At 36.5% G+C, this 26,052-nt stretch carries 16 protein-coding genes; 7 read left to right on the top strand and 9 right to left on the bottom strand.

Going from position 1 to position 26,052, the window contains the following annotated elements:
* Positions 1–80: 80 nt before the first annotated feature.
* The 5 genes from ACZIX2_RS11890 (at position 81) to ACZIX2_RS11870 (ending at position 15,560) form a co-directional block, all read left to right on the top strand.
* The gene (locus tag ACZIX2_RS11890; protein ID WP_463340311.1) at positions 81–404 is read left to right on the top strand and encodes a single-stranded DNA-binding protein; all 324 of its coding nucleotides are present in this window, start codon (positions 81–83) and stop codon (positions 402–404) included.
* A gap of 11 nt (positions 405–415) precedes the next feature.
* Positions 416–847 (top strand): HRDC domain-containing protein, encoded by a 432-nt coding sequence (locus ACZIX2_RS11885; protein WP_463340310.1) that lies wholly within the window; start codon positions 416–418, stop codon positions 845–847.
* 885 nt (positions 848–1,732) lie between these two features.
* The gene (locus ACZIX2_RS11880) at positions 1,733–8,572 is read left to right on the top strand and encodes a T9SS sorting signal type C domain-containing protein (protein WP_463340309.1); all 6,840 of its coding nucleotides are present in this window, start codon (positions 1,733–1,735) and stop codon (positions 8,570–8,572) included.
* A 295-nt stretch (positions 8,573–8,867) separates the two neighbouring features.
* Positions 8,868–12,056, top strand: a complete 3,189-nt coding sequence (locus ACZIX2_RS11875) for a DUF7507 domain-containing protein (RefSeq protein ID WP_463340308.1) — start codon at positions 8,868–8,870, stop codon at positions 12,054–12,056.
* Between the two features lie 483 nt (positions 12,057–12,539).
* On the top strand, positions 12,540–15,560 hold the full coding sequence (locus ACZIX2_RS11870; RefSeq protein WP_463340307.1) for a T9SS sorting signal type C domain-containing protein: 3,021 nt from the start codon (positions 12,540–12,542) through the stop codon (positions 15,558–15,560).
* Between the two features lie 77 nt (positions 15,561–15,637).
* Here the strand turns inward: ACZIX2_RS11870 and ACZIX2_RS11865 are convergent, their stop codons facing one another.
* From ACZIX2_RS11865 to ACZIX2_RS11845, 5 genes are all read right to left on the bottom strand, one after another.
* Positions 15,638–15,841, bottom strand: a complete 204-nt coding sequence (locus ACZIX2_RS11865; protein ID WP_463340306.1) for a hypothetical protein — start codon at positions 15,839–15,841, stop codon at positions 15,638–15,640.
* A gap of 125 nt (positions 15,842–15,966) precedes the next feature.
* Positions 15,967–16,488 (bottom strand): ferritin, encoded by a 522-nt coding sequence (locus ACZIX2_RS11860; protein WP_463340305.1) that lies wholly within the window; start codon positions 16,486–16,488, stop codon positions 15,967–15,969.
* A gap of 73 nt (positions 16,489–16,561) precedes the next feature.
* The gene (locus ACZIX2_RS11855) at positions 16,562–17,941 is read right to left on the bottom strand and encodes a hypothetical protein (RefSeq protein ID WP_463340304.1); all 1,380 of its coding nucleotides are present in this window, start codon (positions 17,939–17,941) and stop codon (positions 16,562–16,564) included.
* Positions 17,942–18,002: 61 nt separating this feature from the next.
* Positions 18,003–18,632: a CatA-like O-acetyltransferase gene (locus tag ACZIX2_RS11850; protein WP_463340303.1), complete on the bottom strand. Its 630-nt coding sequence runs from the start codon at positions 18,630–18,632 to the stop codon at positions 18,003–18,005.
* Positions 18,632–19,321 carry an HAD family hydrolase gene (locus tag ACZIX2_RS11845; RefSeq protein ID WP_463340302.1) on the bottom strand — a complete coding sequence of 230 codons (690 nt, stop codon included), beginning with the start codon at positions 19,319–19,321 and terminating at the stop codon, positions 18,632–18,634. The genes ACZIX2_RS11850 and ACZIX2_RS11845 overlap by 1 nt, the downstream gene beginning before the upstream one ends.
* Before the next feature lie 167 nt (positions 19,322–19,488).
* On the opposite strand from ACZIX2_RS11845, the gene ACZIX2_RS11840 reads away from it, so the two are divergent.
* A complete protein-coding gene (locus tag ACZIX2_RS11840) occupies positions 19,489–20,412 on the top strand; it encodes a hypothetical protein (RefSeq protein WP_463340301.1) in 924 nt (307 codons plus the stop codon).
* A gap of 54 nt (positions 20,413–20,466) precedes the next feature.
* Here the strand turns inward: ACZIX2_RS11840 and ACZIX2_RS11835 are convergent, their stop codons facing one another.
* From ACZIX2_RS11835 to ACZIX2_RS11825, 3 genes are all read right to left on the bottom strand, one after another.
* Complete coding sequence (locus ACZIX2_RS11835) at positions 20,467–21,456, bottom strand: aspartate-semialdehyde dehydrogenase (RefSeq protein ID WP_463340300.1); 990 nt, start codon at positions 21,454–21,456, stop codon at positions 20,467–20,469.
* Positions 21,457–21,646: 190 nt separating this feature from the next.
* Complete coding sequence (gene mscL / locus ACZIX2_RS11830; RefSeq protein ID WP_463340299.1) at positions 21,647–22,018, bottom strand: large conductance mechanosensitive channel protein MscL; 372 nt, start codon at positions 22,016–22,018, stop codon at positions 21,647–21,649.
* A gap of 67 nt (positions 22,019–22,085) precedes the next feature.
* Positions 22,086–24,527, bottom strand: a complete 2,442-nt coding sequence (locus ACZIX2_RS11825; protein ID WP_463340298.1) for a bifunctional UDP-N-acetylmuramoyl-tripeptide:D-alanyl-D-alanine ligase/alanine racemase — start codon at positions 24,525–24,527, stop codon at positions 22,086–22,088.
* Between the two features lie 151 nt (positions 24,528–24,678).
* Between ACZIX2_RS11825 and ACZIX2_RS11820 the strand changes: the two genes are divergently transcribed.
* Positions 24,679–25,284: a hypothetical protein gene (locus tag ACZIX2_RS11820; protein ID WP_463340297.1), complete on the top strand. Its 606-nt coding sequence runs from the start codon at positions 24,679–24,681 to the stop codon at positions 25,282–25,284.
* Between the two features lie 24 nt (positions 25,285–25,308).
* On the opposite strand, the gene ACZIX2_RS11815 is transcribed toward ACZIX2_RS11820, so the two are convergent.
* Positions 25,309–26,016, bottom strand: coding sequence for a porin family protein (locus tag ACZIX2_RS11815; protein WP_463340296.1), 708 nt, complete (start codon positions 26,014–26,016; stop codon positions 25,309–25,311).
* Positions 26,017–26,052: the final 36 nt, after the last annotated feature.

The following is a 26,052-nucleotide window of genomic DNA, read 5'->3' as shown; positions in this document are numbered from 1 at the left end:
GTCGAAATGAAACAATCATAACGTTGCTCATCCGACACGAACTTTTTAATTATATGCCTAACTTTTAAATTTTACACGCCATGAAAAACAAAGTACAATTAATCGGACATGTAGGAAACGAACCAGAAATCAAAGCCTTCGACGGAGGCAAAAAAGTAGCCAACCTTACGCTAGCCACCAACGACAGCTACCGCAACGACAAAGGCGACAAAGTAGAACAAACCGAATGGCACAAAGTGGTAGCCTGGGGCAAAACTGCCGAATTGATCGAAAAATACGTAACCAAAGGCAAGGAAATAGCCATCGAAGGAAAATTGACCCACCGCAGTTACGAAGACAAAAACGGCGAAAAACGCTACATCACCGAAGTGTTGGTGAATGAAATCTTACTTATGGGAAAATAATTTCGGGTACGATGCACGTTCAAGTATTTTCCGTTCGGGTGGATGCGCCACATTTGGTGCCCGATCAAGAGCAACTCAACGCCTTTATCGCCTCGGTAGAATTGGTACAATCCGATACGCATTTCATCGAATCCGATGCCAGTTATTGGTCCGTGCTATTGCATTACAGAGAAAAAATCCAACTGAGCAGTACAGAAAAAGAGAGGCTAACGGATTTGACCCCCGCACAAGTAGAACGGTATTCGCAATTGAAACGCTGGCGCAATGCCTTAGCCCAAGAGCGAAATGTGAAGCCTTTCATGATTTGCCACAACCGGCATTTGTTGGAAATAGCAGTACAACATCCCCAAACCCTATCCGATTTTCAATGGATCAAAGGCTTTGGTACCAAAAGGACACAACAGTTTGCCGTTCCGCTTCTGACCCTCCTACAAGCCAGTTAATTAAACACCGCCCCAAGAGATGGGGCGGTTTTGTTTTGAATAAAAACTACTCGGATAACCCAAAAAAAACAGAGGCAGTAACTCCCGTATCGACCAAATTGATCGAGTCAATTTTACAGATAACCTCCTTATTACCCAATGTCATTAAATTAAGAAAAATGACTTATTATTTTGTCATTCCGACAGAGGAGGAATCACGCAGATTGTTCACATTATGAGATTCTTTGTTCCTCAGATTGACACAAAAAAACCTTAACATAATGACATTGCCTCATTACCCACTTTCAAGCAACTGAAGTTTTAGACATTTTCATGTTTTAGTTTAAGATTGAGCATGCTGTATCGCTTTATCTAATTGTCTGATTTTCTAATACTTAATACATTGTTCCAAAAACTATTTTATATCATATATTTCATATTAATTTTTTGTATAAAATTAATATAAAAATAAAAGTATTATTGTTAATTTATTTTTATATATTAAAGCATATATTAAAAAATCATTATTTATATTTGCGCGCAAAACTCTTGTTTTATATGTGCTTACAAAGATTTATAAGTAATTCTAAACTGTAATTTAATACGATTTTTTTGGTTAATTTAAAAAGTTTTTTGTTAATTTTTATTATAATTATTTGTAAGTCAATTTCTTATGCTTTTTTTAATTGAAAAATCAACTTAACTAAAGATATAGAACACACATCCATAGCGTTTTGATCTTAAAAATCCAATTGTATGCCTAACTTTACTTTGAAGACATTTTTTTTAAACTTTGTATTTCTTTGTCTATTGTTTTTTAGTAATACTAGTATTGCTCAATGTCAAATAATAGGAACTAAATCAGCCACTGACTACCAAACCAAGAATAACGATACTCCATGCTCATTGAATACCCTTAAAGATTGCAACGGTATATTAGAAATAGGAGATGGAACAACTGCAACTACATTACAAATGAATGGGCCTTTAGACTTAACATGTCTCGGCCCAATTCAAGTTATAATAAAATCAAATGCTATAATTGATTTTTCTATTCAAAATCATGATTTTAAGCTTGCAGCTGGATCTTCTGTTGTTTTTGAAGGGACTGGAACTTTAACACCTACAAGTGGTAACGGTATTTGCAATTCATCTGATAGAATACTTGTGGGCGGAAACCCGGTTGCAACTTGCAGCAGTAATGGATCTACTCCCTCATTTACAGATTTTATTGCCAGTGGTGGATATGTTGGATTTGCTGGATCTATTGGTACAAATCAAACTATATGTCAAGGTACAGTACCTAACGGATTAACCTCTATAAATAATGGCGCAACTGCTTCAGGCACAACAATTACATACCAATGGGAAACAGATGCTAGTGGAAGCTTTCAAAATATTTCTGGAGCGACAAGTAAAGATTATAACCCACCAGCTCTAAATACAACAACTAAATATAGAAGAAAAACAACTTTTCAGTATTCTAATATTAATTATTCGTTATTTACAAATACAGTAACTGTTACGGTATCTTCCTCACCACCCCCTACTATTGTTTTAACTAGTGGAACAGCAAATCATACGGTTTGTTCGGGAACAGGAATTACCAATACAGTTTATACATGGGGCGGTGGAGCTACAGATGTTACAGTTACAAATTTACCTTTAGGTTTGACTGCAACTAAAGATACTAGTGCAAAAACAGTAACAATAAGTGGAACTCCAACTGCAAACGGTACTTACACCATTACCACAACTGGCCAAACAACACCTTGTACGGCATTAAGCTTGAACGGAACAATTACTGTAAATCCAATTGCAACCTTAGTTTTAACTAGTGGAACTGCAAATCAAACGGTTTGTTCAGGATCAGGAATTATCAATACAGTTTATACTTGGGGAGGTGGAGCTACAGATGTTACAGTTACAAATTTACCTTTAGGTTTGACTGCAACTAAAGATACTAGTGCAAAAACAGTAACAATAAGCGGAACTCCAACTGCAAACGGTACTTACACCATTGCCACAACTGGCCAAACAACACCTTGTACAGCATTAAGCTTGAACGGGACAATTACTGTAAATCCAATTGCAACCTTAGTTTTAACTAGTGGAACAGCAAATCAAACGGTTTGTTCGGGAACAGGAATTACTAGTACGGTTTATACTTGGGGAGGTGGAGCTACAGATGTAACAGTTACAAATTTACCTTTAGGTTTGACTGCAACTAAAGATAATAGTGCAAAAACAGTAACAATAAGCGGAACTCCAACTGCAAACGGTACTTATACCATTACCACAACTGGCCAAACAACACCTTGTACGGCATTAAGCTTGAACGGAACAATTACTGTTAATCCAATTGCAACCTTAGTTTTAACTAGTGGAACAGCAAATCAAACGGTTTGTTCGGGAACAGGAATTACTAGTACGGTTTATACTTGGGGAGGTGGAGCTACAGATGTAACAGTTACAAATTTACCTTTAGGTTTGACTGCAACAAAAGATAATAGTGCAAAAACAGTAACAATAAGCGGAACTCCAACTGCAAACGGTACTTATACCATTACCACAACTGGCCAAACAACACCTTGTACGGCATTAAGCTTGAACGGAACAATTACTGTTAATCCAATTGCAACCTTAGTTTTAACTAGTGGAACAGCAAATCAAACGGTTTGTTCAGGATCAGGAATTACCAATACAGTTTATACATGGGGCGGTGGAGCTACAGATGTAACAGTTACAAATTTACCTTTAGGTTTGACTGCAACTAAAGATAATAGTGCAAAAACAGTAACAATAAGCGGAACTCCAACTGCAAACGGTACTTATACCATTACCACAACTGGCCAAACAACACCTTGTACGGCATTAAGCTTGAACGGAACAATCACAGTTAACTCCCTACCCAACAACATATCCACCGGTTTTACAGCTACCACATTATGTGCTGGAGGTTCTCCACAATTAACTTTTGATGCAGAAGATGCAACGTTTTCCAATCCTTACGAAATTACCTACAAAAACAACAGCAATTCAACTATATATACACAAACTATTACTACTGCCTCACCTTTTTCATTTACACCTGGCGACAATCCTACTAATGATGCAAACTATACCCTTTTGTCTGTAAAAAACGCCACATGTACACGAACTACTGGATTTGGAAACTCAACAGCCAGTTTAAATTTTCGCCCCTTACCTACAGCTTATATTTCTGGAAGTACTAGTGTTTGTAAAGATGGTACTGCTCCTTTGATCACATTTACCAATAGCCATACCGCTGCAATTACCATTACTTACAAGATTAATAGTGGTACAAGTCAAACTATTAATGTCCCAGCAAATAATACAGCAACAGTATTGGCTTCAACTAGTACTGCAGGAACCTATAATTACATTATAACTGAAGTTTCCTATCAATCTACTCCAAACTGTAGCAATACTGTTTCTGGTCAGTCTGCAGTGGTAAACGTTTTAAACAATACAGTTTCTGCCCCAAGTTCTACACCAACCTTGTGTATTAATAGCGCATTAACAGCGATTACACACACCACTACGGGAGCCACAGGTATAGGTACTGCAACAGGTTTACCTGCAGGAGTAACTGCAAGTTGGTCATCAAATACCATTATCATTAGCGGTACACCAACAGCCGCTGGAACATTTAACTATAGCATTCCACTAACTGGAGGTTGCGGAAGCGTGAGTGCTACGGGAACTATTATTGTTACTGCTAACAATACAGTTTCTGCACCAAGTTCAACGCCAACCTTGTGTATTAATACCGCATTAACAGCGATTACACGCACCACTACGGGAGCCTCGGGTATAGGGACTGCAACAGGTTTACCTGCAGGAGTAACTGCAAGTTGGTCATCAAATACCATTACCATAAGCGGTACACCAACAGCATCAGGAACATTTAACTATAGCATTCCACTAACTGGAGGTTGCGGAAGCGTGAATGCTACGGGAACTATCATTGTTACTGCTAACAATACAGTTTCTGCTCCAAGTTCAACGCCAACCTTGTGTATTAATACCGCATTAACAGCGATTACACATACCACTACGGGAGCCACAGGTATAGGGACTGCAACAGGATTACCTGCAGGAGTAACTGCCACTTGGTCATCAAATACCATTACCATTAGCGGTACACCAACAGCCGCTGGAACATTTAACTACAACATTCCACTAACTGGAGGTTGTGGAAGCATAAATGCTACGGGAACTATTATTGTTAGTGCTAACAATACAGTTTCTGCTCCAAGTTCAACGCCAACCTTAAATATCAATACTGCTTTAACAGCAATTACTCATTCTACTACAGGTGCCACTGGAATTGGAACCGCAATAGGATTACCTTCAGGAGTTACGGCAACATGGGCTTCAAATACCATTAGCATTAGCGGCACACCAACAGCATTAGGCACATTCAACTACAGCATTCCACTAACAGGAGGTTGCGGAAGTGTGAGTGCTACAGGTACAATTAATGTTTCTTCAACATCTTGTGTAAATAACTTAATTACTAACGGTGATTTTACTAATGCAACGACCGGGAACAACAAAGCTTTAGGTTGGACATTTACCCCAACAAAAGGTACATATGTAGAAACTTATCCAGAGAACACATACTTTAGCACGGGTAATAGTGGATATACCGCTGAACTAGACTCTGGAGCCTCTTTACGACAAGTTGTTACTGTTGTACCAGGGGTTTCCTATACACTAAGTTTTATCTACGCCCGCAGAAATGGCACTGAAGCTCCTTCTCCATCTGGAGTTACCATTGCTGTACTTGGAGGAACTTCAGGAGCTTCTTCCTTAGCATTCGAAACTTCTACTCCCACGCCGCAAATTGGTACTTTTACTTTTACGCCTACAAGTACTTCAATAACTTTAGATTTATTCAATCATTTAGCGACAAACCAAACGTATGGAACAATAATCGACAACATTGTTTTAGTACCTTCTACTCAAGTGACTCCTTTTGCAACCACAATACCAAAAGGAACTTTTAACACTTTGTCTTCATGTGCTGGTACACCTATACAATTAGATGTAGATAATGTTCCTAGCTCAGGGGTTACCTATTCTTGGACGGGTTCCTCTGGAGCATCCTTTTCTTCAACCAACATAAAAAATCCTATTGTGAGTTTTACAGGAACTGGTTTGAAAGAAGCCACTGTTACAGTAACTACCGCCGCTGGTTGTATCTCATCCTCTACCATTTATGTTAACATAAACAGCACTAATGGCCCAACTATTACCACTTCAACTACTCCGGCAGTAGTGACAGCCGTTTGCCAAAATACAACCGCTCAAACTACCTCTATGACTTATACAGCCATCACCAATTCGCCTACTAGTTATAGAATTGATTGGGATACTTTAGCAGATCAAGGAACTACTACATTTACTACGGGAGGTAATTTGACTGGAATTATTGTCCCAGCCGGTACTCCTGCAGGATCCTATACAGGAACATTAATTATCACTAATGCCAACTGTTCCTCCACTAAAGCAATTACATTAACGGTAAACTCATTACCGCAAGGAAGTTTAACTGCAAATGGCCCTTTTTGTGACTCTGGAACGGGTCAATTAACATGGACAGCAACTGCAGGAACAGGACCTTATACAGTGGTTTATAATGATGGTGTTGCCAATCGAACCGCATCTAATGTTGTAAGCGGGACGCCATTTGCCACATTTACTACTCCAGTAACAACTACTACTAGTTATACTTTAGTTTCAGTAACTGGAGCCAATAGTTGCACGAGAACCAATAGTTTCACAAGTGGATCGGCTATTATAACCGTCAATCCAATTCCTAATCAACCAACAATTATAACTACTACTCAACCTACATGTGCTGTAGCCACGGGGAGTGTTACCTTGAGTAATTTACCATCTTCAGGATCTTGGACTATTACGGCTTCACCTCAAACTCCTAATTTGACTGGATTAACAGGCACTGGTATAAACACTACAATTGAGGGTTTAACTGCCAATACTAGTTATAGCTTTGTGGTGAGCAATAATGGTTCGTGTTCATCAACAGCCTTAACAAATGTAAATATTAATGCGGCTCCAGCTACTGCCACATGGGATGGTACAACATGGACTGGAACAACACCTAATGGTTCGAATCCTATTGCTTTTGCCGGAAACTACACCTCTACCGGAGATTTAAAGGCTTGTTCTTGCACCGTACTATCTGGCCATGTTCTCATCAAAGAGGGGCATACTCTAACCATTACTAATGCCATTAAGGTAACCAATAATGCAACAACAAGTCTGGTTTTCGAAAATAATGCAAGTTTGGTACAAACCACCAATGCCACCAATGTTGGCAATATTGAATATCGCCGTACCTCTGCTCCAATGAAAAATTTCGATTATACTTATTGGTCTTCTCCAGTTACCGGACAAACAACCGTTGCCTTATCTCCAAATACCTTTTGGGATAAATATTTTAGATTCGATAAAGGTTGGAAATTGCACCAAGGGATTATGGAGCCTGCAGTAGGCTATATTATTCGTGTTCCTAAACCTGGTTCTCCAGCGCCAGATAATTGGTCAGGAACCACCTATGCCCAACCGGTAGCCTTTAAAGGGGTTCCGAATAATGGTGACATCTTTTATAATAATGTTGAGGCCAATCAATTCCATTTAGTAGGCAATCCGTATCCCTCAGCCATAAATGCAGATGATTTTATTACTACAAATAGCAGTGTAATTAACGGTACCCTCTATTTCTGGACTCACAATACGCCAATTCAACAAAGTGGTAACAATTATGTGTATGTGTCCAACGATTATGCGTTATTTAACTTAACAGGCGGTACAAGTGCAGCTAAAAGCGACTTAGTTGGTAAGGATTCAACCCCTAAAGGTTTTATCGCTGCTGGGCAGTCATTCTTCGTTCAAGGGGCAAAAAATCTTGCAACAGCAAGTAAGATTGCATTTAATAATAGCATGAGAGTAGGTAATGAAAACAAACAAAACGAACAATTCTACAAACAAACGTCTACCAAAAAATCGGAAGCTATCGAAAAAAACAGGATGTGGTTAAACTTGTCTAACAGCCAAGGAGCCTTTAAACAACTATTAGTTGGCTACATCACTGGTGCTACTAACGACTGGGATCATTTATACGATGGCGAAACCCTTAAGGGTCAAACTTTCGTAGATTTTTACAGCCTCAGTTCCGATAAAAAATTAACCATACAAGGACGAGCATTACCCTTTGACGAAAACGACCAAGTCCCCTTAGGCTACAGCAGTACTTTAGTGGGGCCATTCGATATCGCTATTGACAGTCGAGATGGAAATTTAACCAATCAACCCATTTGGTTAGAAGACAAAAAAATGGGTATTACACACGATTTAACTAAAGGTAAATACACCTTCACCACCATCAAAGGAAGCGAAAACGATCGTTTTGTATTAAAGTATACCAATAAAACACTAGGAACTAATGAAAATGAAATAATAAAAAATGGCCTAACCGTATCGGTTAAAAACAAAAACATAACAATTAGTTCTACTGGAGAGAACCTTACTAAAGTTGAAGTTTTTGACTTATTGGGAAGAAAAGTGTATGAGAAAACTAAGATCAATGCCCAAGAATGGACTATTGAAAACTTGTCTATCCCAAGCCAAACGTTAATTGTGAAATCAACTTTAAGTAATAATACAAACAGCAGTACGAAAATTATTTTCTAAATACCCTTAGAATATATTTTTGAGAACCCTTTCAGTGATTTTGATCTGAAAGGGTTTATAAATTTATAAAGTAATTAACTATCCTTGAGTCATTAGTAGCATAATTACAATTGCAAAGCTTTTAATATATTTAAATATAATTTTTATTGTTAAATTTTTACAGTTTTTCAAATTCTTTACGGCTTAACACTAGAAAAATAAACAGTAAATCTTTTATTCTTACATTTGCTACTCAATAGAAAAATAGTTTTATTAACATTTTTTTTGTAAACAATTAATTATATTAAATCAGAATATGAATAGATTTTTGTTTTTCTTTGTTTTGTTTATCTCTATCACATTAGCTAATGCTCAAACAAAAGATACTGCAACAACAAGTAAAAATCAGATTTTTTTTAAAACATTATCCAATCTAACAGTACCAAATCGAGCCGTTACAAGAATTTACACCGATTACAATGGTTATTTTACGTCTTCGGCCACCACTAATATAACGGCCAATCAACCCGATACAGAAAACAACCTTTTAGCATTCGATTGGAACGGTAAAACGTGGGCTACAGGGGTAGATAATACCGCTTTAACAAACAATAGTATTACTTTCGAAAACACCAAATTTAGAGCACTAAAAATATCTGATATCCAATTTCATGGAAGTACTCATTTTTTACAAGGTGCTAGGATAGATGGTAATTCAAATGATAGAATATTAACTCCTGCCTTAAACGGTATCGCCTCAACTCCTGCTGAGTTAGCTGCCCGTTTGACCGATGGTAAAAATGGACTAGCCTTAGGCACTGGAATTGCAAATATCAAAAATGGAACTTCCGAATTTAAAATCGGAGTGGGCAATATCAATATCCTTGGCGTGGGCGATCAAAAACCAGATATTATTATAACTCAAGTAGCCGCACCTGATACATCTGCAGATGTTTTCAAATTTGTGGATGTAAATGGAAACACCATTGGAAATCCAATTACAGTATCGTTTCCTAGTATTACAGCAGTGGGTACCTACCGTTTAGATTTATTTAGCGCATCCAATGGAATTCCAAGTTTCCCTTTAGGACAAACCAGAGATATACGTATGTTAGGTTATGATTTCTCTGATTTTGGTATTAATTCTTCAAATGAGGCCTTGGTAGATCGATTGGTGATCAATTTTTCTGGAAGTTCGGATTGTGCTTTTATTGGAGTAAATCAAAATTCATTAAAACGATCAGAGTTGAGTCTTATCAAAACAGCCTCTATTATCGACTGTGGAAAATTGGGAGATACCGTAACCTATACTTTTGTAGTAAAAAACACAGGAGACGTACCGATTCGCAACATCATATTAAATGATTTAAATCCCGCAGTTACTATTCCAACTAACACCATAGCACTTTTGGATCCTGGCGCTACCTCAACTTTAACAGGTACATACGTTATAACTGCTGCCGATGTAGCCCTAGGTAAAATAGAAAATAGCGCTAAAGTAGAGGGCGAAGACCCTTCATTTGCAAAAGTAATTGATATTTCGGGCACCAATGAATCAAACAATGTACCTACAGTTATTAATTTGCTAGCTCCTCCTACCATTGGAACAGTTTCAAATGTTAATTGTTCTTCATCAAAAAGTGGAGCAGTGGTCCTAAACAATTTACCTACTACAGGAATTTGGACAATTACAATGACGCCCACCGTTACAGGAGTTACAGGATTGACGGGTTCTGGAAGTACTACAACCCTTAACGGCTTATCCATAGGTAGTTATACTTTTAGAGTAACCAGTGCTAATGGATGTTTATCTCCAAAATCTGAATTAGTAAACATATCTGACGCCTCAAATACCACTTGGAATGGCACAACTTGGAGTAATGGAGTGCCAGACGTAACGAAAAATGCGATAATTAATGGGGCGTATACCATAACTTCCGATTTTACTGCTTGTAGTTTGACGATTAATTCTGGATTCACTATTACGGTGCCAAGTGGTCGAACTTTTACGATAACAAATGCCATTACAAACAATGGCCAATTGATTTTTGAAAACCAATCCAGTTTAATACAAATCAATCCGGTTATGAACTCAGGTAGTATAGAATACCGGCGAAAATCGGCTCCCATGAAAAATTTTGATTACACCTATTGGTCCTCGCCTGTTGCTGGTCAAACGGCCAAAAATTTATCGCCCAACACACTTTCTGATAAATATTTCAGATACAACCCTACAAGTGGTTGGACATTTGACGATGGTGAAATGAAACCTGGTGTTGGATTCATCATACGTGTACCTAAACCAGGTACTTATCCAAATGGTGAAACATGGAGTGGAACTACATATGAGCAACCCGTTTCTTTTAAAGGGATTCCAAATAATGGCAATTATACAATCACAGCGGGTCCTAATCAATTCAATCTTATAGGAAACCCCTATCCCTCTGCTATTAAAGCTGAAGAATTTATCAAAGCAAATAGCGGTATTATATCTGGACCTTTGTACTTTTGGACACATAATACTCCAATTACACAAATTGGGACTCAATTCGTGTATTCTGCAAACGATTATGCAACTTATAACTTTACGGGATCTACAGCGACTTCAATAGGTAATTTTAATGATCTCAACAATAATGGGCAATTAGATCCAGACGAAGAAATTACGACCAATAGGCCTTCTGGATTCATTGCTGCAGGACAATCCTTTTTTGTAAGCTCTCAAGCAAATCCAACGGCTACTGCATTTGTATTTAACAACCAAATGCGTATCGCTGGCAACAATACTCAATTCTTCAAACAAACGGCTACCAAAAAAACGGAAGCCATCGAAAAAAACAGGCTGTGGTTAAACTTGTCTAACAGCCAAGGAGCCTTTAAACAACTCTTAGTAGGCTACATCACGGGGGCTACTAACGACTGGGATCATTTGTACGATGGTGCTACGCTCAATGGACAAAGTTTCGTAGATTTTTACAGCCTCAATTCCGACAAAAAATTAACCATTCAAGGACGTGCGCTTCCCTTTGACGAAAACGACCAAATCCCCTTAGGCTACAGCAGTACTTTAGTGGGGCCATTCGATATCGCTATTGACAGTCGAGATGGAAAATTAGCCAATCAACCCATTTGGTTAGAAGACAAAAAAATGGGTATTACACACGATTTAACCCAAGGAAAATATACCTTCACCACCATCAAAGGAAGCGAAAACGACCGTTTTGTATTAAAGTATACTAATAAAACACTAGGAACTAATGAAAATGAAATAATAAAAAATGGCCTCACCGTATCGGTTAAAAACAAAAACATAACAATTAGTTCTACTCGAGAGGCCCTCGCTAAAGTGGAAGTTTTTGACTTATTGGGAAGAAAAGTGTATGAAAAAACTAAGATCGACGCCCAAGAATGGAGTATTGATCAGTTACCACTAAACACTCAAGCCTTAATCGTAAAAACTACTTTGGCAAATGGAATGACTAATAGTCAAAAGATCGTTTTCTAACGCACTATGCCTATATTTTAGCAACCCTTTGATTCGTATTTTATAGAAGAATCAAAGGGTTTTCTTTTGCCAAATTCTGCAATAGAAATCTACTACAACTAATTTCTTTTTCAAAACCAAAAACTTACTCCTTTTTAAAATTCAAATTACAAAAGTATTAGCCCATGGGTTTATATACATAAGGTATTTGTTGAACGTTGTTTCCTTCTTCAAAAATAGTCAGTGAGCTCTTGCTTTTATTGTATAATTCAGTTTCGCATCTAAGTTTAATGCGGATTCTACGTTTAATTAGAAAAAATATTGTTAAATTTTTTTTTCGTATCTCTTTAACGAACGAAAAATTCATTTTAACGACTTTTCACACAAAAATGCTTTAATTCCTTGTTTTTTAAGCATTTATCCTTGTTTAATATTGTAATTTTATTAAATCCTAAGCTGATTATTGTAGGATTTTATTTTAATAATACTCTATTTTTCAAGGTGATGAATCTAAAATTACTTATACTCTGTTTTTTCTTTATAGAATTGAATTTTGCTCAAACTGTAGGTGATTATCGTTCCTCTGGAACAGGAAACTGGACTAATTTAAATAGTTGGCAACGCTACAATGGCACATCATGGGTAACACCAACAAACTCCGAGGGATATCCCGGACAAAACAACCTATACTATGGGTCTGTACTCATTCTTACTTCACATACTATTACTTTAAGCCCACAGAATACAGCGCCTGGATTTACTACCTTTCCTTTTGGAACTTTAACCATTTCTGGTACTTTGTCTTTAGATGGAGTGAACAATGTTACTAGAATTGCGACATTAGATACTCAAAAAATTGAAGTGACTCCTGTTATTGGAAAAATCTTTTTTAATAATAAATTCAGCTTACGAATACTTTCGTCAACTAATCCGGGAACTGAAGTATTAAAAGTAAGTACTGGATCTATCATTGGTTCTTGTTCCAATAATCAAGACATTCAAATGGGGTCTAATTACACCTCAGTCTGTAATGGGGCAGGTAATGCAGATTCCACTTTTCAGCAATTAATGGCAGCCGGAGGAACCCCTGATGTAAATATTAATCCCATTACAAGTGTATGCACTGGAGAAACACTAAATATATCTGGCTCAATAACAGGTCCTTTAGGAACTAGCGGAACTTTTAAATGGTTTTTAAATGGAAATGAGATCACATCTGGTATCACAACAACAGGTACAACTACTTCTGTTTCAATTCCAAACATATCACAAGGAACTACAACAATTAAATTAACCTATACAGCATTATATAATGTTGAAAACTATTCAAACTCTGAAATAGTTAATGTAACAATATTAAATAAAAATACTGTTTCATCCCAATCAATAAGCTCGTCAACATGCACTAATAGTGCAATATCACCCATCACACATACTACTACGGGAGCCACAGGTATAGGAACACCAATAGGTTTACCCTCGGGAATAAATGCAATTTGGACCAACAATACCATAACAATATCTGGAACTCCAACATCTAGTGGTACTTTTAATTATGAAATTCCACTGATTGGTGGTTGTGGTATTGTTAACGCAGTAGGTACAATTTTAGTTAATGCTTCTCCTGTCGCCCCTATTTTAAATAATATCTCTTTAACTTGTAATCAGACATCTGTTACTCAAACTTGGAGTGCTAATTCAAATACAAATCAATACATCGTAGACGTAGCTTTGGATTTAGATTTTACCAACTATTTAGTGAATTATCAGAATCTATCGGTTACACCGTCAGGTACTACAACTGAATCGTTGATTATAAATGGCTTACTCAATGATAAAATTTATTACATGCGTATTAAATCGGTAAGCAATTGTGGGCTAAACAGCGCATATTCGAATATTGCCACGATTGCTTTACCTGTTTCAACATCTGCCGATGGTATTTCTTGGGATAATGGCGGTTTAAACCCTAATAAAATTGCAAGATTTACAGGCAATGCCATCATCAATGTCAATACCGCACTTCAAGCTTGTTCTTGCCGCATTGATCCTGGGGTAAATGTAACGGTAAATGCCACAGGAGAACTTAAACTTGAAAACGGGCTTGAAGTCCATGGCACGTTAACCTTTGAAAACAATTCCAGCTTGATTCAGATAAATCCTGATGCTACCAACATTGGAAGCATCACCTACAAAAGAATCTCAACCCCAATGAAAAATTTTGATTATACCTATTGGTCATCTCCAGTAGTCGGTCAAACGGCCAAAAATCTCTCTCCAAATACACTCTTCGATAAGTATTTTAGATACAATCCTACCATAGGTTGGGTTTTTGATGATGGCATAATGAAACCAGCGGTGGGATACATTATACGGGTTCCCAAACCCGGCACCTATCCAAATGGCGAAACTTGGAGCGGAACTACCTATGCACAACCCGTGGCATTCAAAGGAGTTCCTAATAATGGCACCTATAATGTTGCGGTTGGCGCTAATCAGTTTAATTTAATAGGCAACCCTTACCCTTCAGCTATTAATGCAAATGATTTTATTAATGCCAATAGTAGCATCATTTCGGGAGCGCTTTATTTTTGGACGCACAATACGGCTATTGCACCAAGTGGCTCTAATTACGTATATAGTGCGAACGATTATGCTACATATACTTTAACAGGGGGTACAATTGCTAACTCTGGCGGACCTAGACCTGAAGGATTCATAGCAGCTGGACAATCGTTTTTTGTTAAAAATGCCGATCCAGGAAGTTTTACAATATTAAATTCGATGCGAGTTTCAGGCAGAAACAGTCAATTTTTCAAATCCATTTCAAACAAAAATACTGCAGATAACGAACAAAATCGCCTTTGGCTTAATTTAACTAACACTCAAGGGGCTTTCAAACAACTCCTAATAGGATATATTGATGGAGCTACTAACGATTGGGATCATTTATACGATGGCGAAACCTTTAAGGGTCAAACTTTCGTAGATTTTTACAGCCTCAATTCCGATAAAAAATTAACCATACAAGGACGCGCTTTACCCTTTGATGAAAATGACCAAGTCTCCTTAGGCTACAGTAGTACCATAGTGGGATCCTTCGATATTGCCATTGATCGTCGAGATGGAAAATTAGCCAATCAACCCATTTGGCTAGAAGACAAAAAAACGGGCATTACCCACGATTTAACCCAAGGCAAATACACTTTCATCGCCATCAACGGTACCGAAAATGACCGTTTTGTATTGAAATATACCAACAAAAATTTGAGTAACAAAAACACCAATTCGATAGAGAAAAGCGTTGTAGTAACCGTCAACAGCAAAAATATAACCATCAGTTCCACTACTGAAAAAATAGAAAAAATAACTGTTTTTGATTTGATGGGCAGAAAAATATACGAAAAACCGAATGTCAACATGCAAGATTTTACAATGTATTCCATCGCTGCCAAAGGACAAGTGCTCATTGTTAAAACTAGCTTAGAAAATGGCACCATAAACACTCAAAAAATAAAGTATTAGCCCTTCTAGTATAGAAAAACAAAACCCTTTCAGAATACTAAACTGAAAGGGTTTTATCTTAAAAAGGTAAGCAAAAATTAGGCTACTTTATGGATTAAATCAAACATAGGACAACGCCCACAACGTTTGTGTTCTCCTTTTTTGAATTTACCACAACATTTCGACTTTCGGTTTTCTACCACAATTACATTGGCTAAAAGGGCTTGCTTTTTTAGCGCCTTTTTCTCCTTTTTGTCTTTTTTGTCTTTTTTCTTATCCTTCTCTTTGTCTTTCTTACTCATGGTTCTGAGCTGTATTTGCTGCGACAAATATAAGTTGTTTTTATCTATTCTAAATAAAATTTAACACATCGCAAACAAAAAAACCCGAATCTTTCGAATCGGGTAAGAAGTTATGTAATAACACTTTATTTTGCGGCTGCTATAGTTGCTGCATTAGCCATAGCCGTTTGTTGAATGTCGCGATCAAACAAATACAAGCCTCCTTTATCATCTCCAATCAGGTTGATTTTATCTAAAATCGATTTGGCTGTGGCTTCTTCTTCGATTTGCTCAGCAACATACCATTGCAAGAAATTGTGCGTAGCATAATCTTTTTCAGAAAAAGTAATATGCACTAATTCATTTATAGAATTAGAAACAAATATTTCATGCTTGTACAATTCCTCGAACATGCCTTGAAAGGTATCATAGGTTGTTTTTGGTGCTTTTAAATCGGTGATTTGAGCGTGACCTCCTCGTTCGTTTACATACTTAATCAATTTAAGCATATGAGCACGTTCTTCATCGGATTGCGCATACATAAATTGAGCAATTCCTTCTAGTCCATTCACTTCGGCCCAACAAGCCATAGACAGATAAATTTGAGAGGATTCTGCCTCAATACGAATTTGATTGTTTAGGGCGGTTTCGATATTTTTAGATAACATCTTTAATTTATTTTAGGGTTAATACAATAGACTGAATAACAAAATTAGTAAAAAGTAGTATAAAGATATTTAATTAGAATCCATCGTAAAACTTCATTAATACAAATTCTTTTAATTTAGAATCATAATAAGCATGCAAATAGTACTCTTTATGCCGGATAGTGCTCTGTAAAACGGCAGCGGGATGTTCATAGGAAAAACGGCCGATAAAATCAACAGCCAAAGGTTCAGGTGCTGTCTTAATTGGATTTCCTTTTTTATCAAAAAGCGATTCAAAATAAAGCAAAGACTGCTGCAATTCCGTTATAGGTACTATTTCAGGAAATTCTTGACTTAAAAACGATCGCTCGATACTATTTTTTTCTATTTCACGATTACCCCCTATCGTCAAAAACAAATTTTTACGTGTTTTGTATACGGTAAGTCCCAAATTAGTCGCTGATAATTGATTCAAAAACTTGGATGTCGTTTTAATGGTTTTGGGGCGTTGGTTTTCCACCTGAGAATAAAAAGGAGAGTTTTGAAAAGGTATCGTATCATTTTTTGTCACATGAAATTCTTTGATTACCGCATCAGTGTCAAAATCTTTAAAGCCAAAATTCAGTTCCTCATCATTGGCTGTCAATTGATAGATTTTACCTTCATGATAATAGGAATTGGATAATCCGTTGAGTCGTTTCAATGGAAATTGTGGAATGTTGCGCTCAAGAAGCTGTAGTGTTTTAAAATTGAGTTGAAACAATTGGGTTTCAAAACTATTATGATCAAAGGTAAAGAGGATGTCATTAGGTCGTACATAGACTTTGGATTTGCTAATCGCTTTAAACAGGGAATTGTATGTTTGAGTTTCCATTTTTTCAAAGGGATAAAACGTCAAAACCATAGACAACGTGATTGGATCTCTTTTTCTATCTATAAATTCGAATGTACTAAAATCTAAAAGATAAGGAGTATTTTTACCTTCTTTAAGAACATATAGCACTAACGCATCGGCATTATCCTTTTTGGTTAGCACGTAAAAGTTATTGTTTTCATTGAAAGTCAGCAAAATCTTTTCACGATTCAATGGCAGCTGAAAAAAACTAAAAGTAGTTTTTTTAGTTTCTAGGTTGTATTGTACCCCCAGTATTTTTTTATACGTTTGATCCGCCCAGTAAATTGTGGGGTTTCCATCAACCCCAAAGGAATAGCCTACCATCGATTTATAGCCTAAATCTGGTCTAGGGGTTACTACACTGTCTTTAAAAAACAAGAAGGGGCTGTACTTTAAAATTGTCGTTTTCTCTTTGTCGGTTGCAAAAACAAATACATCATCGTTTTGCCGATTTGAAGAAATAATGATTTGATGATACTCTTTTCCTTTTTTAAATTGTAAAGGATGTGAAGCAACCTTAACTTGACCATAGGTCACAATAACACTACTCAATAAAAAGAGAATCAACAGTTGTCTCATGGCGTTTTAAATATAAAATAACACAAATACTCCCACAAACACCATACCAAAAACAATACATCTATTCGTTCATGATTCTCTGAAAATAATCTACGAATTGACCCAAATGCAATCCATCCATCAAACCGTGATGCACATGTACTGACATATTCATGCGTTTGCTTCCATCGTTTTGAACAACCATCTTTCCAAAAGAAATTTTTGGGCAACTATCAGGAAATGTAAAACTACGAGCGTGAGACAAGGAAGTAAAATCCAACCAAGGTAAAGCCGAAAAATGAATGATATTCTCGGTTTCAAATTCTCGGGTAAACAATCCTGTAGTGTTTTGAACTCTTTCAATTTCCGCTAAGGCATTTTTTTCGAAAACTGCAAAATCAGGATGATATACTATCAACGAAAAACCAAAAGTTCCATCGGGACGACCTATAGTTGGTGAACCATCTATCCTATCGTAAACCACAATACTGTCGTTTTCTATTCGGTATCTAAAATTCTCTATAGCATTGACCGCTTGTAAGGTTTTGTGCAAATAATAAATAAAGAAAGAAGATGAAATGGATTTGGCTTTCTCATAGGCCTTGGTGCAGTCGATAGCCACAGTAGCACCAAAGAAAGGCTCCTCCATTTGTCTAAAAAAATGAAAATGTTCTTTTCGGTTCCAATTTTCAAGGTCAAACGGCTGCTTCATTAGGTTAAAAGAGGAATTATATCGGTTAATTCTTGGAGTGTAGTAAAATTAGGATGCTCCACTTTGTGGTCTATTTTCTCATGAGCCCAAGTTGTATGAAATGGAATATGAGCCGCATGCCCACCAATGGCTAACACTGGCAACACATCCGACTTAAGCGAATTACCAATCATATAAAACTCTTCAGGTTGTATTTCCAAGCGTTTAATCAAATCCAAATAATCAATTTCTTGTTTGTCTGACATTACTTCGATATGATGGAAATAAGGACCAAGACCTGAATTGTGTAATTTTCGTCTTTGGTCTAATAAATCTCCTTTGGTCGCAACTACTAATTTATATTTTCCACTCAAAGCTTCTAAAGTTTCGGTTACGCCGTCCAATAAATCAACCGGTTTTTCTAATAAATCTTTTCCGTATTGCACAATTTTCGCAATCGCTTCAATAGAAATAGTATTATTAGAAATTTTCATGGCCGCTTCTATCATGGATAAAATATATCCTTTGATACCATATCCGTACAACTTTAAATTGGCAATTTCAATTTGAAACAATTCGGATGATATTCCTTGATGCGAAAGATAATCTTCCATCAATCCACAAAACTTTTTTTCAGTTTCATCAAAATACATTTCGTTGCCCCAAAGGGTATCATCGGCATCAAAAGCGATTACTTTTAGCTTTTCCATTTTTTTGTTTTTTTATAACTACAAAAATAAGATATAATTGATTCAAAGTTAAAATCAGTTTGCAATGAATCGTTCCTTATCAAAACTCTTATCAAATTTTAAAATATCTTTAACTTTAGAAGGAATAGTAATCTTTTGATTGTCAGTATTTTTGTAAAAAAATAAAAATGAAAAAATTTGTATTCATCCTACCTCTAGTTTTCCTTTTGATAGCTGCTTGCACCTCAAGCGATTCTGGAAATAATTCAAACGAAACTTTAGGAGAAAAAGGAACATTTACTTTCACCTATGCTGGAATTCCTTCTAAACCAATTCCAGTACATTATTATTACCCATCTAATTCAAATAAAGAAGCACAGAGAATTTTGATGGTATTTCATGGCGACAACCGTGATGCTAGTTATTATAGAGATTTATGGATTGGCTATGCCGAAAAATACAATGTCATGGTTTTTGCTCCTGAATTTTCCGAAAAAGATTTCCCAGGTGGCAATTTCTATATTATGGGTAATGTTTACAAAGACACCAATAAACCCAAACCTGACGAATTGAACCCAGAATCACAATGGACCTTTTCCTATATTGAACCCTTATTTTCAGAAATCAAAAGAAGAACCAATAGCACCCAATCTAAATACGATATTTACGGTCATTCGGGTGGTGGACAATTTGCACATCGATTGGTCTTGATGAAAAACAATTTAAATGTCAACCAAGTAATTAGTTCCAATGGGGGCTGGTTTACCGTAGCTGATAGCGCTGCCGAATTTCCATACGGTCTAAAAAACGCCCCAATTTCTACCGCAAATTATGCAAGTTTTTTTGCTGCTAACTTAACAGTACAAGTTGGTGTTCCTTGTAATGTTTGCAATTCTAACAACAGCGATCAAAGTACGGGTTTTAGACACAATGCAGCGGCCGATGCCCAGGGTTTAAACCGAATTGATCGTGCCCTATATTTTTACAACAACGGAAAAGCCTTGGCACAAAAACTCGGTTTACCTTTCAATTGGGAATTCCGACAAGTGAACAATGCCTATCACGACCCCATAAAAACGACTCAGGATGCCGCGCAACTTTTATATCAATAAAAAAGAAACGCCTCGACATCTCGAGGCGTTTTCTTTTTTATTATAATATATAGATTAAACTAGACCCGCTTTAATCAAATATTCGGCAATTTGAATGGTGTTGGTTGCCGCTCCTTTTCTTAAGTTATCGGCTACTATCCACATATTCAACGTATTTGGCTGACTTTCATCGCGACGAATTCTACCTACGAAAACTTCATTTTTTCCTTCTGCGTAACGCGGCATCGGATAAGTAAAAGTATCCAAGTTGTCTTGAACAACTACACCATCAGTATGGTGCAAAATATTACGTACCTCGGCCACATCAAAATCATTCGTAAACTCAACGTTCACCGCTTCACTATGACCCCCAACTACTGGCACACGAACCGCAGTTGCAGTAACTTTAATACTATCGTCGCTTAAGATTTTTTTGGTTTCGTTTACCAATTTCATTTCTTCTTTGGTGTAACCGTTGTCTTCGAAACTATCACATTGAGGGATACAGTTGCGGTTAATTTTGTATTTATACACCATTTCGCCTTCTATTCCTGCTACTTCATTTTCGAATTGTTGCACTGCTTTTACACCCGTACCAGTGATAGACTGATAGGTAGAAACAATGATACGTTTGATGTTGTATTTTTGATGCAAAGGTGCCAAAGCCAACACCATTTGAATAGTAGAACAGTTTGGATTTGCAATAATTTTGTCCTCTTTTGTCAATTGGCTGGCGTTAATTTCAGGAACTACTAATTTTTTGGTAGGATCCATTCTCCAAGCCGAAGAATTATCAATTACAGTAGTACCCGCAGCTGCAAATTTTGGAGCCCATTCAAGTGAAGTGCCTCCTCCTGCTGAAAACAAAGCGATATCGGCTTTCATGTCTACAGCGGTTTGCAATCCAACTACTTTATATGTTTTTCCGTTGAATACTATTTCTTTACCTACTGACTTTTCTGAAGCAACAGGAATTAACTCGGTTACAGGAAAATTACGTTCTGCTAATACTTTCAACATGATTTCGCCTACCATTCCGGTAGCGCCTACTACTGCTATTCTCATTGTATCTGTTTTATTATGACTATATTAATGAGGCACAAATGTAAGAATTCTTTAAATTAAAGCAAGGGTAGTCACAAATATTAACAAATTGTTACAAATAAAACAAAACCACTTTTTATTCTGTATTTTTAACAAAAAAAACCGCTTCTTTTTTGAAGAAACGGTTAAGTTAGACAATAGTGTAGCGGTATTATTTTTTTAATAAATCTCTAATTTGTGTCAATAATTCTTCTTGTGTTGGACCTGCGGGAGCGGCAGGTTCTTCTTTTTTCTTTATGCTATTCAAGCCTTTAACCATAATAAATATCACAAAAGCAATGACAAGAAAACTAATAACGGCTGCCAAAAATTTTCCATACAAAATTCCTCCATCCGTTTTTAATCCAGCCAAATCCTCAACTTGAGCTGCTTTTAAAGCTGGATTCAATATCGCCGGCGTGATGACATCGGCCACTAATGAGTTAACAATAGCACCAAAAGCCCCTCCAATGATAACCCCTACAGCTAAATCCATGGCATTGCCTTTAGCTATAAAATCTTTAAATTCAGAAATCATTCCCATACCTATAATTTTTAGTTAATTGATTAGAACATAAAGATATAGAAAAATTTTGAATAATTTCACGTACTCATTCTCGATAAAAAATGCGTTTCACCCGTTGCGAAATACTGGTCAAAATCTCATAAGGTATGGTATGGGTTTTTTCGGCTATTTCAACTACTGTTGGGCATTCGCCAAAAATAATCACCCCATCTCCTTCTTGACAGTCTATTGAAGTAACATCTACCATCAACATGTCCATACAAATGCTTCCTAGGATGAAGGCTTTTTGATGATGAATCAAAACATAACCGAGCCCATTACCCCAAAGTCGAGCAATGCCATCGGCATATCCAATCGGTATAGTAGCTACTTTAGTGGGCTTTTCTGCTATAAAACGACGACCATAGCCAACAGAATCGCCCGATGGTATAGTGCGTATTTGAGAAATAACCGACTTGAGTGTACTTACATTTTGTAATTCTTTTTGTTCCTCGGGATCATTAGAAACGCCATACAAACCTATCCCTAATCGAACCATATCGTATTGAGCATGTGAAAAATTACTTATACCGGAAGTATTCAGTATATGACGTATCGGTTGGATGGCTAACGCAGTCATGAGTTGTGTAGATAGAGATTCGAATAATGCAATTTGAGCTTCTGTAAAATCCCTATAACTACTATCATCGCTAGTGGCCAAATGGGATAAAACACTTTTAACACACACTCTAGTATTGCCTTTAAGAATCGCAATCAATTCCTCTAAGGTGTCACGTTCAAAACCCAAACGATGCATGCCGGTATCGAATTTAATATGAATTGGATACTGAGTCAATTGCTTTTGTTCGGCGATTTTCAAAAAGGCACGCAAACCCTTTATACTATAAATTTCTGGCTCTAATTGATGTTGAATAATAGCTGAGAAGCTTGTGGATTCTGGATTTAAAACCATAATTGGCAATCGAATACCCGCTGTTTTTAAGGCAATGCCTTCGTCTGCAAAAGCTACTCCCAAATAATCTACTTGATGATGCTCTAAAAGTTTAGCAATTTCGAATCCGCCATTTCCGTAACCAAAAGCTTTCACCATGACCATCATCTTGGTCTTGGACAACAATTTGGAACGGAAAAAATTCAAATTATGACTGATGGCATTGAGATTGATTTCCAATACCGTTTCATGGGTTTTTTCCTCTAAGGCCGAAACAATATCTTCAAAATGAAAACTTCTGGCACCTTTAACTAATATCGTTTCTTTTCCAAATTCATTACTATTCCATTGTGCCAAAAAATCAGTGGTGGAGGGATAGGTAGTACAATTCATAAATTTGTGTTTGTAGGCTGAAATTGTTTTTCCAATCCCAATTACACGATGAATTTTATTAGAAATGACTAACTGAGACACCTTACCATACAATTCTTCATTAGATAATCCGCTTTGAAAAATATCCGAAAGAATTAAGGTCTTTTTTTTATGTTGCTTTTGACTTTCCAAAAAATCGAGAGCAATTTTTAACGACTGAAAATCGGAACTATAACTATCATCGATTAATGTGGATCCATTGATACCATCCTTTACTTTTAGACGCATTTCGACTGGATATAACAAATGCAATCGATGCTCAATGGTAAGGCGATCATAGCCTAGATACAATAGCATCATTAAACAATGTATTGCATTTTCTATTGAAGCGTCATCCTGAAAAGGAATGGTCACCTCAAATGAGGTTGTGGACAGTTGTATGTGCAATTTGGTTTTATCCAGAATGGCTGTTTTTTTAATTAAAACATCGGCTGTAGCATCGGTAAAACTCCAAGAAAAAGTAGCTAACTGCGGTGGCAGAAAGCCAGCAATGGTTTTGTTCTTGTTATAGATTAACAAATTGCAGTGGGCAAACAACTTCAATTTTTCTTTAATTTTTTCTCCCAAAGAAGAAAAACCTTCGTCATGAGCCGATCCGTTATTGGTTAAAATACCTAGGGTAGGTTGAATGATGCGCTCTAAATTAACCATTTCCTTTACGGTAGAAATCCCAGCTTCGAATATTCCGAAATTATGTTGTGAGGCAATTCCAAGTACAGATAAAGGAACCCCTACTTGCGAATTATAACTTTTAGGGCTTCGGATGATGGTATAATCAGGGCTTAATAAAAAATTCAACCATTCTTTCACGATGGTTTTACCATTACTTCCAGTAATTCCAACAACAGGAAAAGTAAACAAACTTCTATAATACCTTGCGAGTTCTTGCAAAGCTGCTAAAGTATTATCAACCACTAAAAAGGTGGCTTTGCCTACACAATTTTCAGGAACATACTCCACTACAAAATGAGTAACCCCTTGCTGTAAGACTTCTTGTAGGTACAGATGCCCATCTGTATTGGGTCCTACTAAGGCAAAAAACAGCGTATTAGGACCATTTTGCAAAGAACGACTGTCCGTAGAAACCGATTCGATAATAGTAATGTCATCAGCTGTATAAGTAGCCTTTAATTGTTTTGCAATACTAGAAAGGGAAAGATTCATGGAGTTAGAATTGAAAGGTAAAAATACTAAATGGTCCGATATCAAATTCGGATTTTTACTATTATTTAACGCTTAATGATGTACTGAGGGTAAAGTTAAAAAAATAGTCCCAACCACTATTTTAGATATATTTGTGTCAAATCGAACTGCTTTGAAAAAAATACTTCCTTTTTTCTCCTATGTCTTCCATCCGGTTTTCATACCGATACTTGCTACTTTGTGTTATTTTTATGGCAAATCTCCTCTTTTTGATTGGAAAGAAAAAGGGTTGATCGTTATGCAAATAGCAATTCTGACGGTGATCGCTCCCATTTTAATTTTTTTAATACTTAAGTCGTTAAAAAAAATTAATACGGTGATGGCTTCTGAAATAAACGAAAGAAAACTTCCACTTGTTTTACAATGTTTCTTATTGATTGTTTTAGTCAAAAAAAACATTACCATCGACCGTTATTTTGAATTGCACTTTTTCTTTTTGGCCGCGTTAATAAGTACGATAGTAGTGTTGTTGTTGCTTTTTGTAAAAATCAAAGCAAGCATACACATGCTAGCTATAAGCTCGCTTACCGTTTTTGTAATAGGTTTACATTTACATTATCCCGATCGCTATTTTGGATTAATCATCGGATTAATACTCCTCAATGGCATTATTGCATCCTCGCGTCTGGTGATGAAGGCACATACCAATACTGAATTACTTATCGGCACGTTAGCAGGAATTATTCCTCAAGCATTACTATTGGTAGTCTGGGCCTAACTGTAGTTCGTCTTTTTCGACTGTTTATAAGATATAAAATATAAGACCTACGTTAAAATGATTCAATTTCAAATCTTGTCCATTCAATTGAGCACCTTGAAGCAAATTATTAAGACGATAATTAAAGTAAATATTAAACGTATTGAATCCTGAGGCCAAATACACTGAATAACCCCATTTTGCAAAATCTTTGTTATTAGTAAGCCTTTGGTTACCTATGGATGATTCAAATAAGCTCCGATTATAAAGTAAATAATTCAATTGAACACCCCCATATATTCGCCAAAATTTAGTGCTCTCAAAGGTTGAATTTCGCCAACGGAATTCTAAGGGCAAATCCACGGATAGCATAGATAAACTATTTTTGCTATAACTACCCGTTGCCAAAAATGTATAAACTGGGGCGGATGAATTTCCGGTAATGCCAAGATTATGATTGTATTTGTTATAGGTCAAACCAAGACCTGTAGCAAATGCTAACGTTCTACTTTTGTTAATAGGAATATCACGAACGGCCCCAGCAGTAAAACCAGCAGCGATTTTATCATTAGAATAACCCTTGGGACTCGCTAATAAATTGTTATACGTAATGCCTACGAAAAATTGATCTTCACGGTATAAAGAATCGACCACTTTACGTGAACCACCTTCAAAATAACTAGCCTTTTGTGCAAACAAACTAGAAATTGGCAACAAAAAAACAGCAAGAATAAATGTGAGTATAAAGCGCATATTAAAATCCCTTTAATTAATACTAAAAAAATGGTG

The organism is Flavobacterium riviphilum (genome assembly GCF_055231795.1).
Note: the sequence above shows the minus strand (reverse complement) of the source record. Positions and strands in the feature narration are given on the sequence as shown.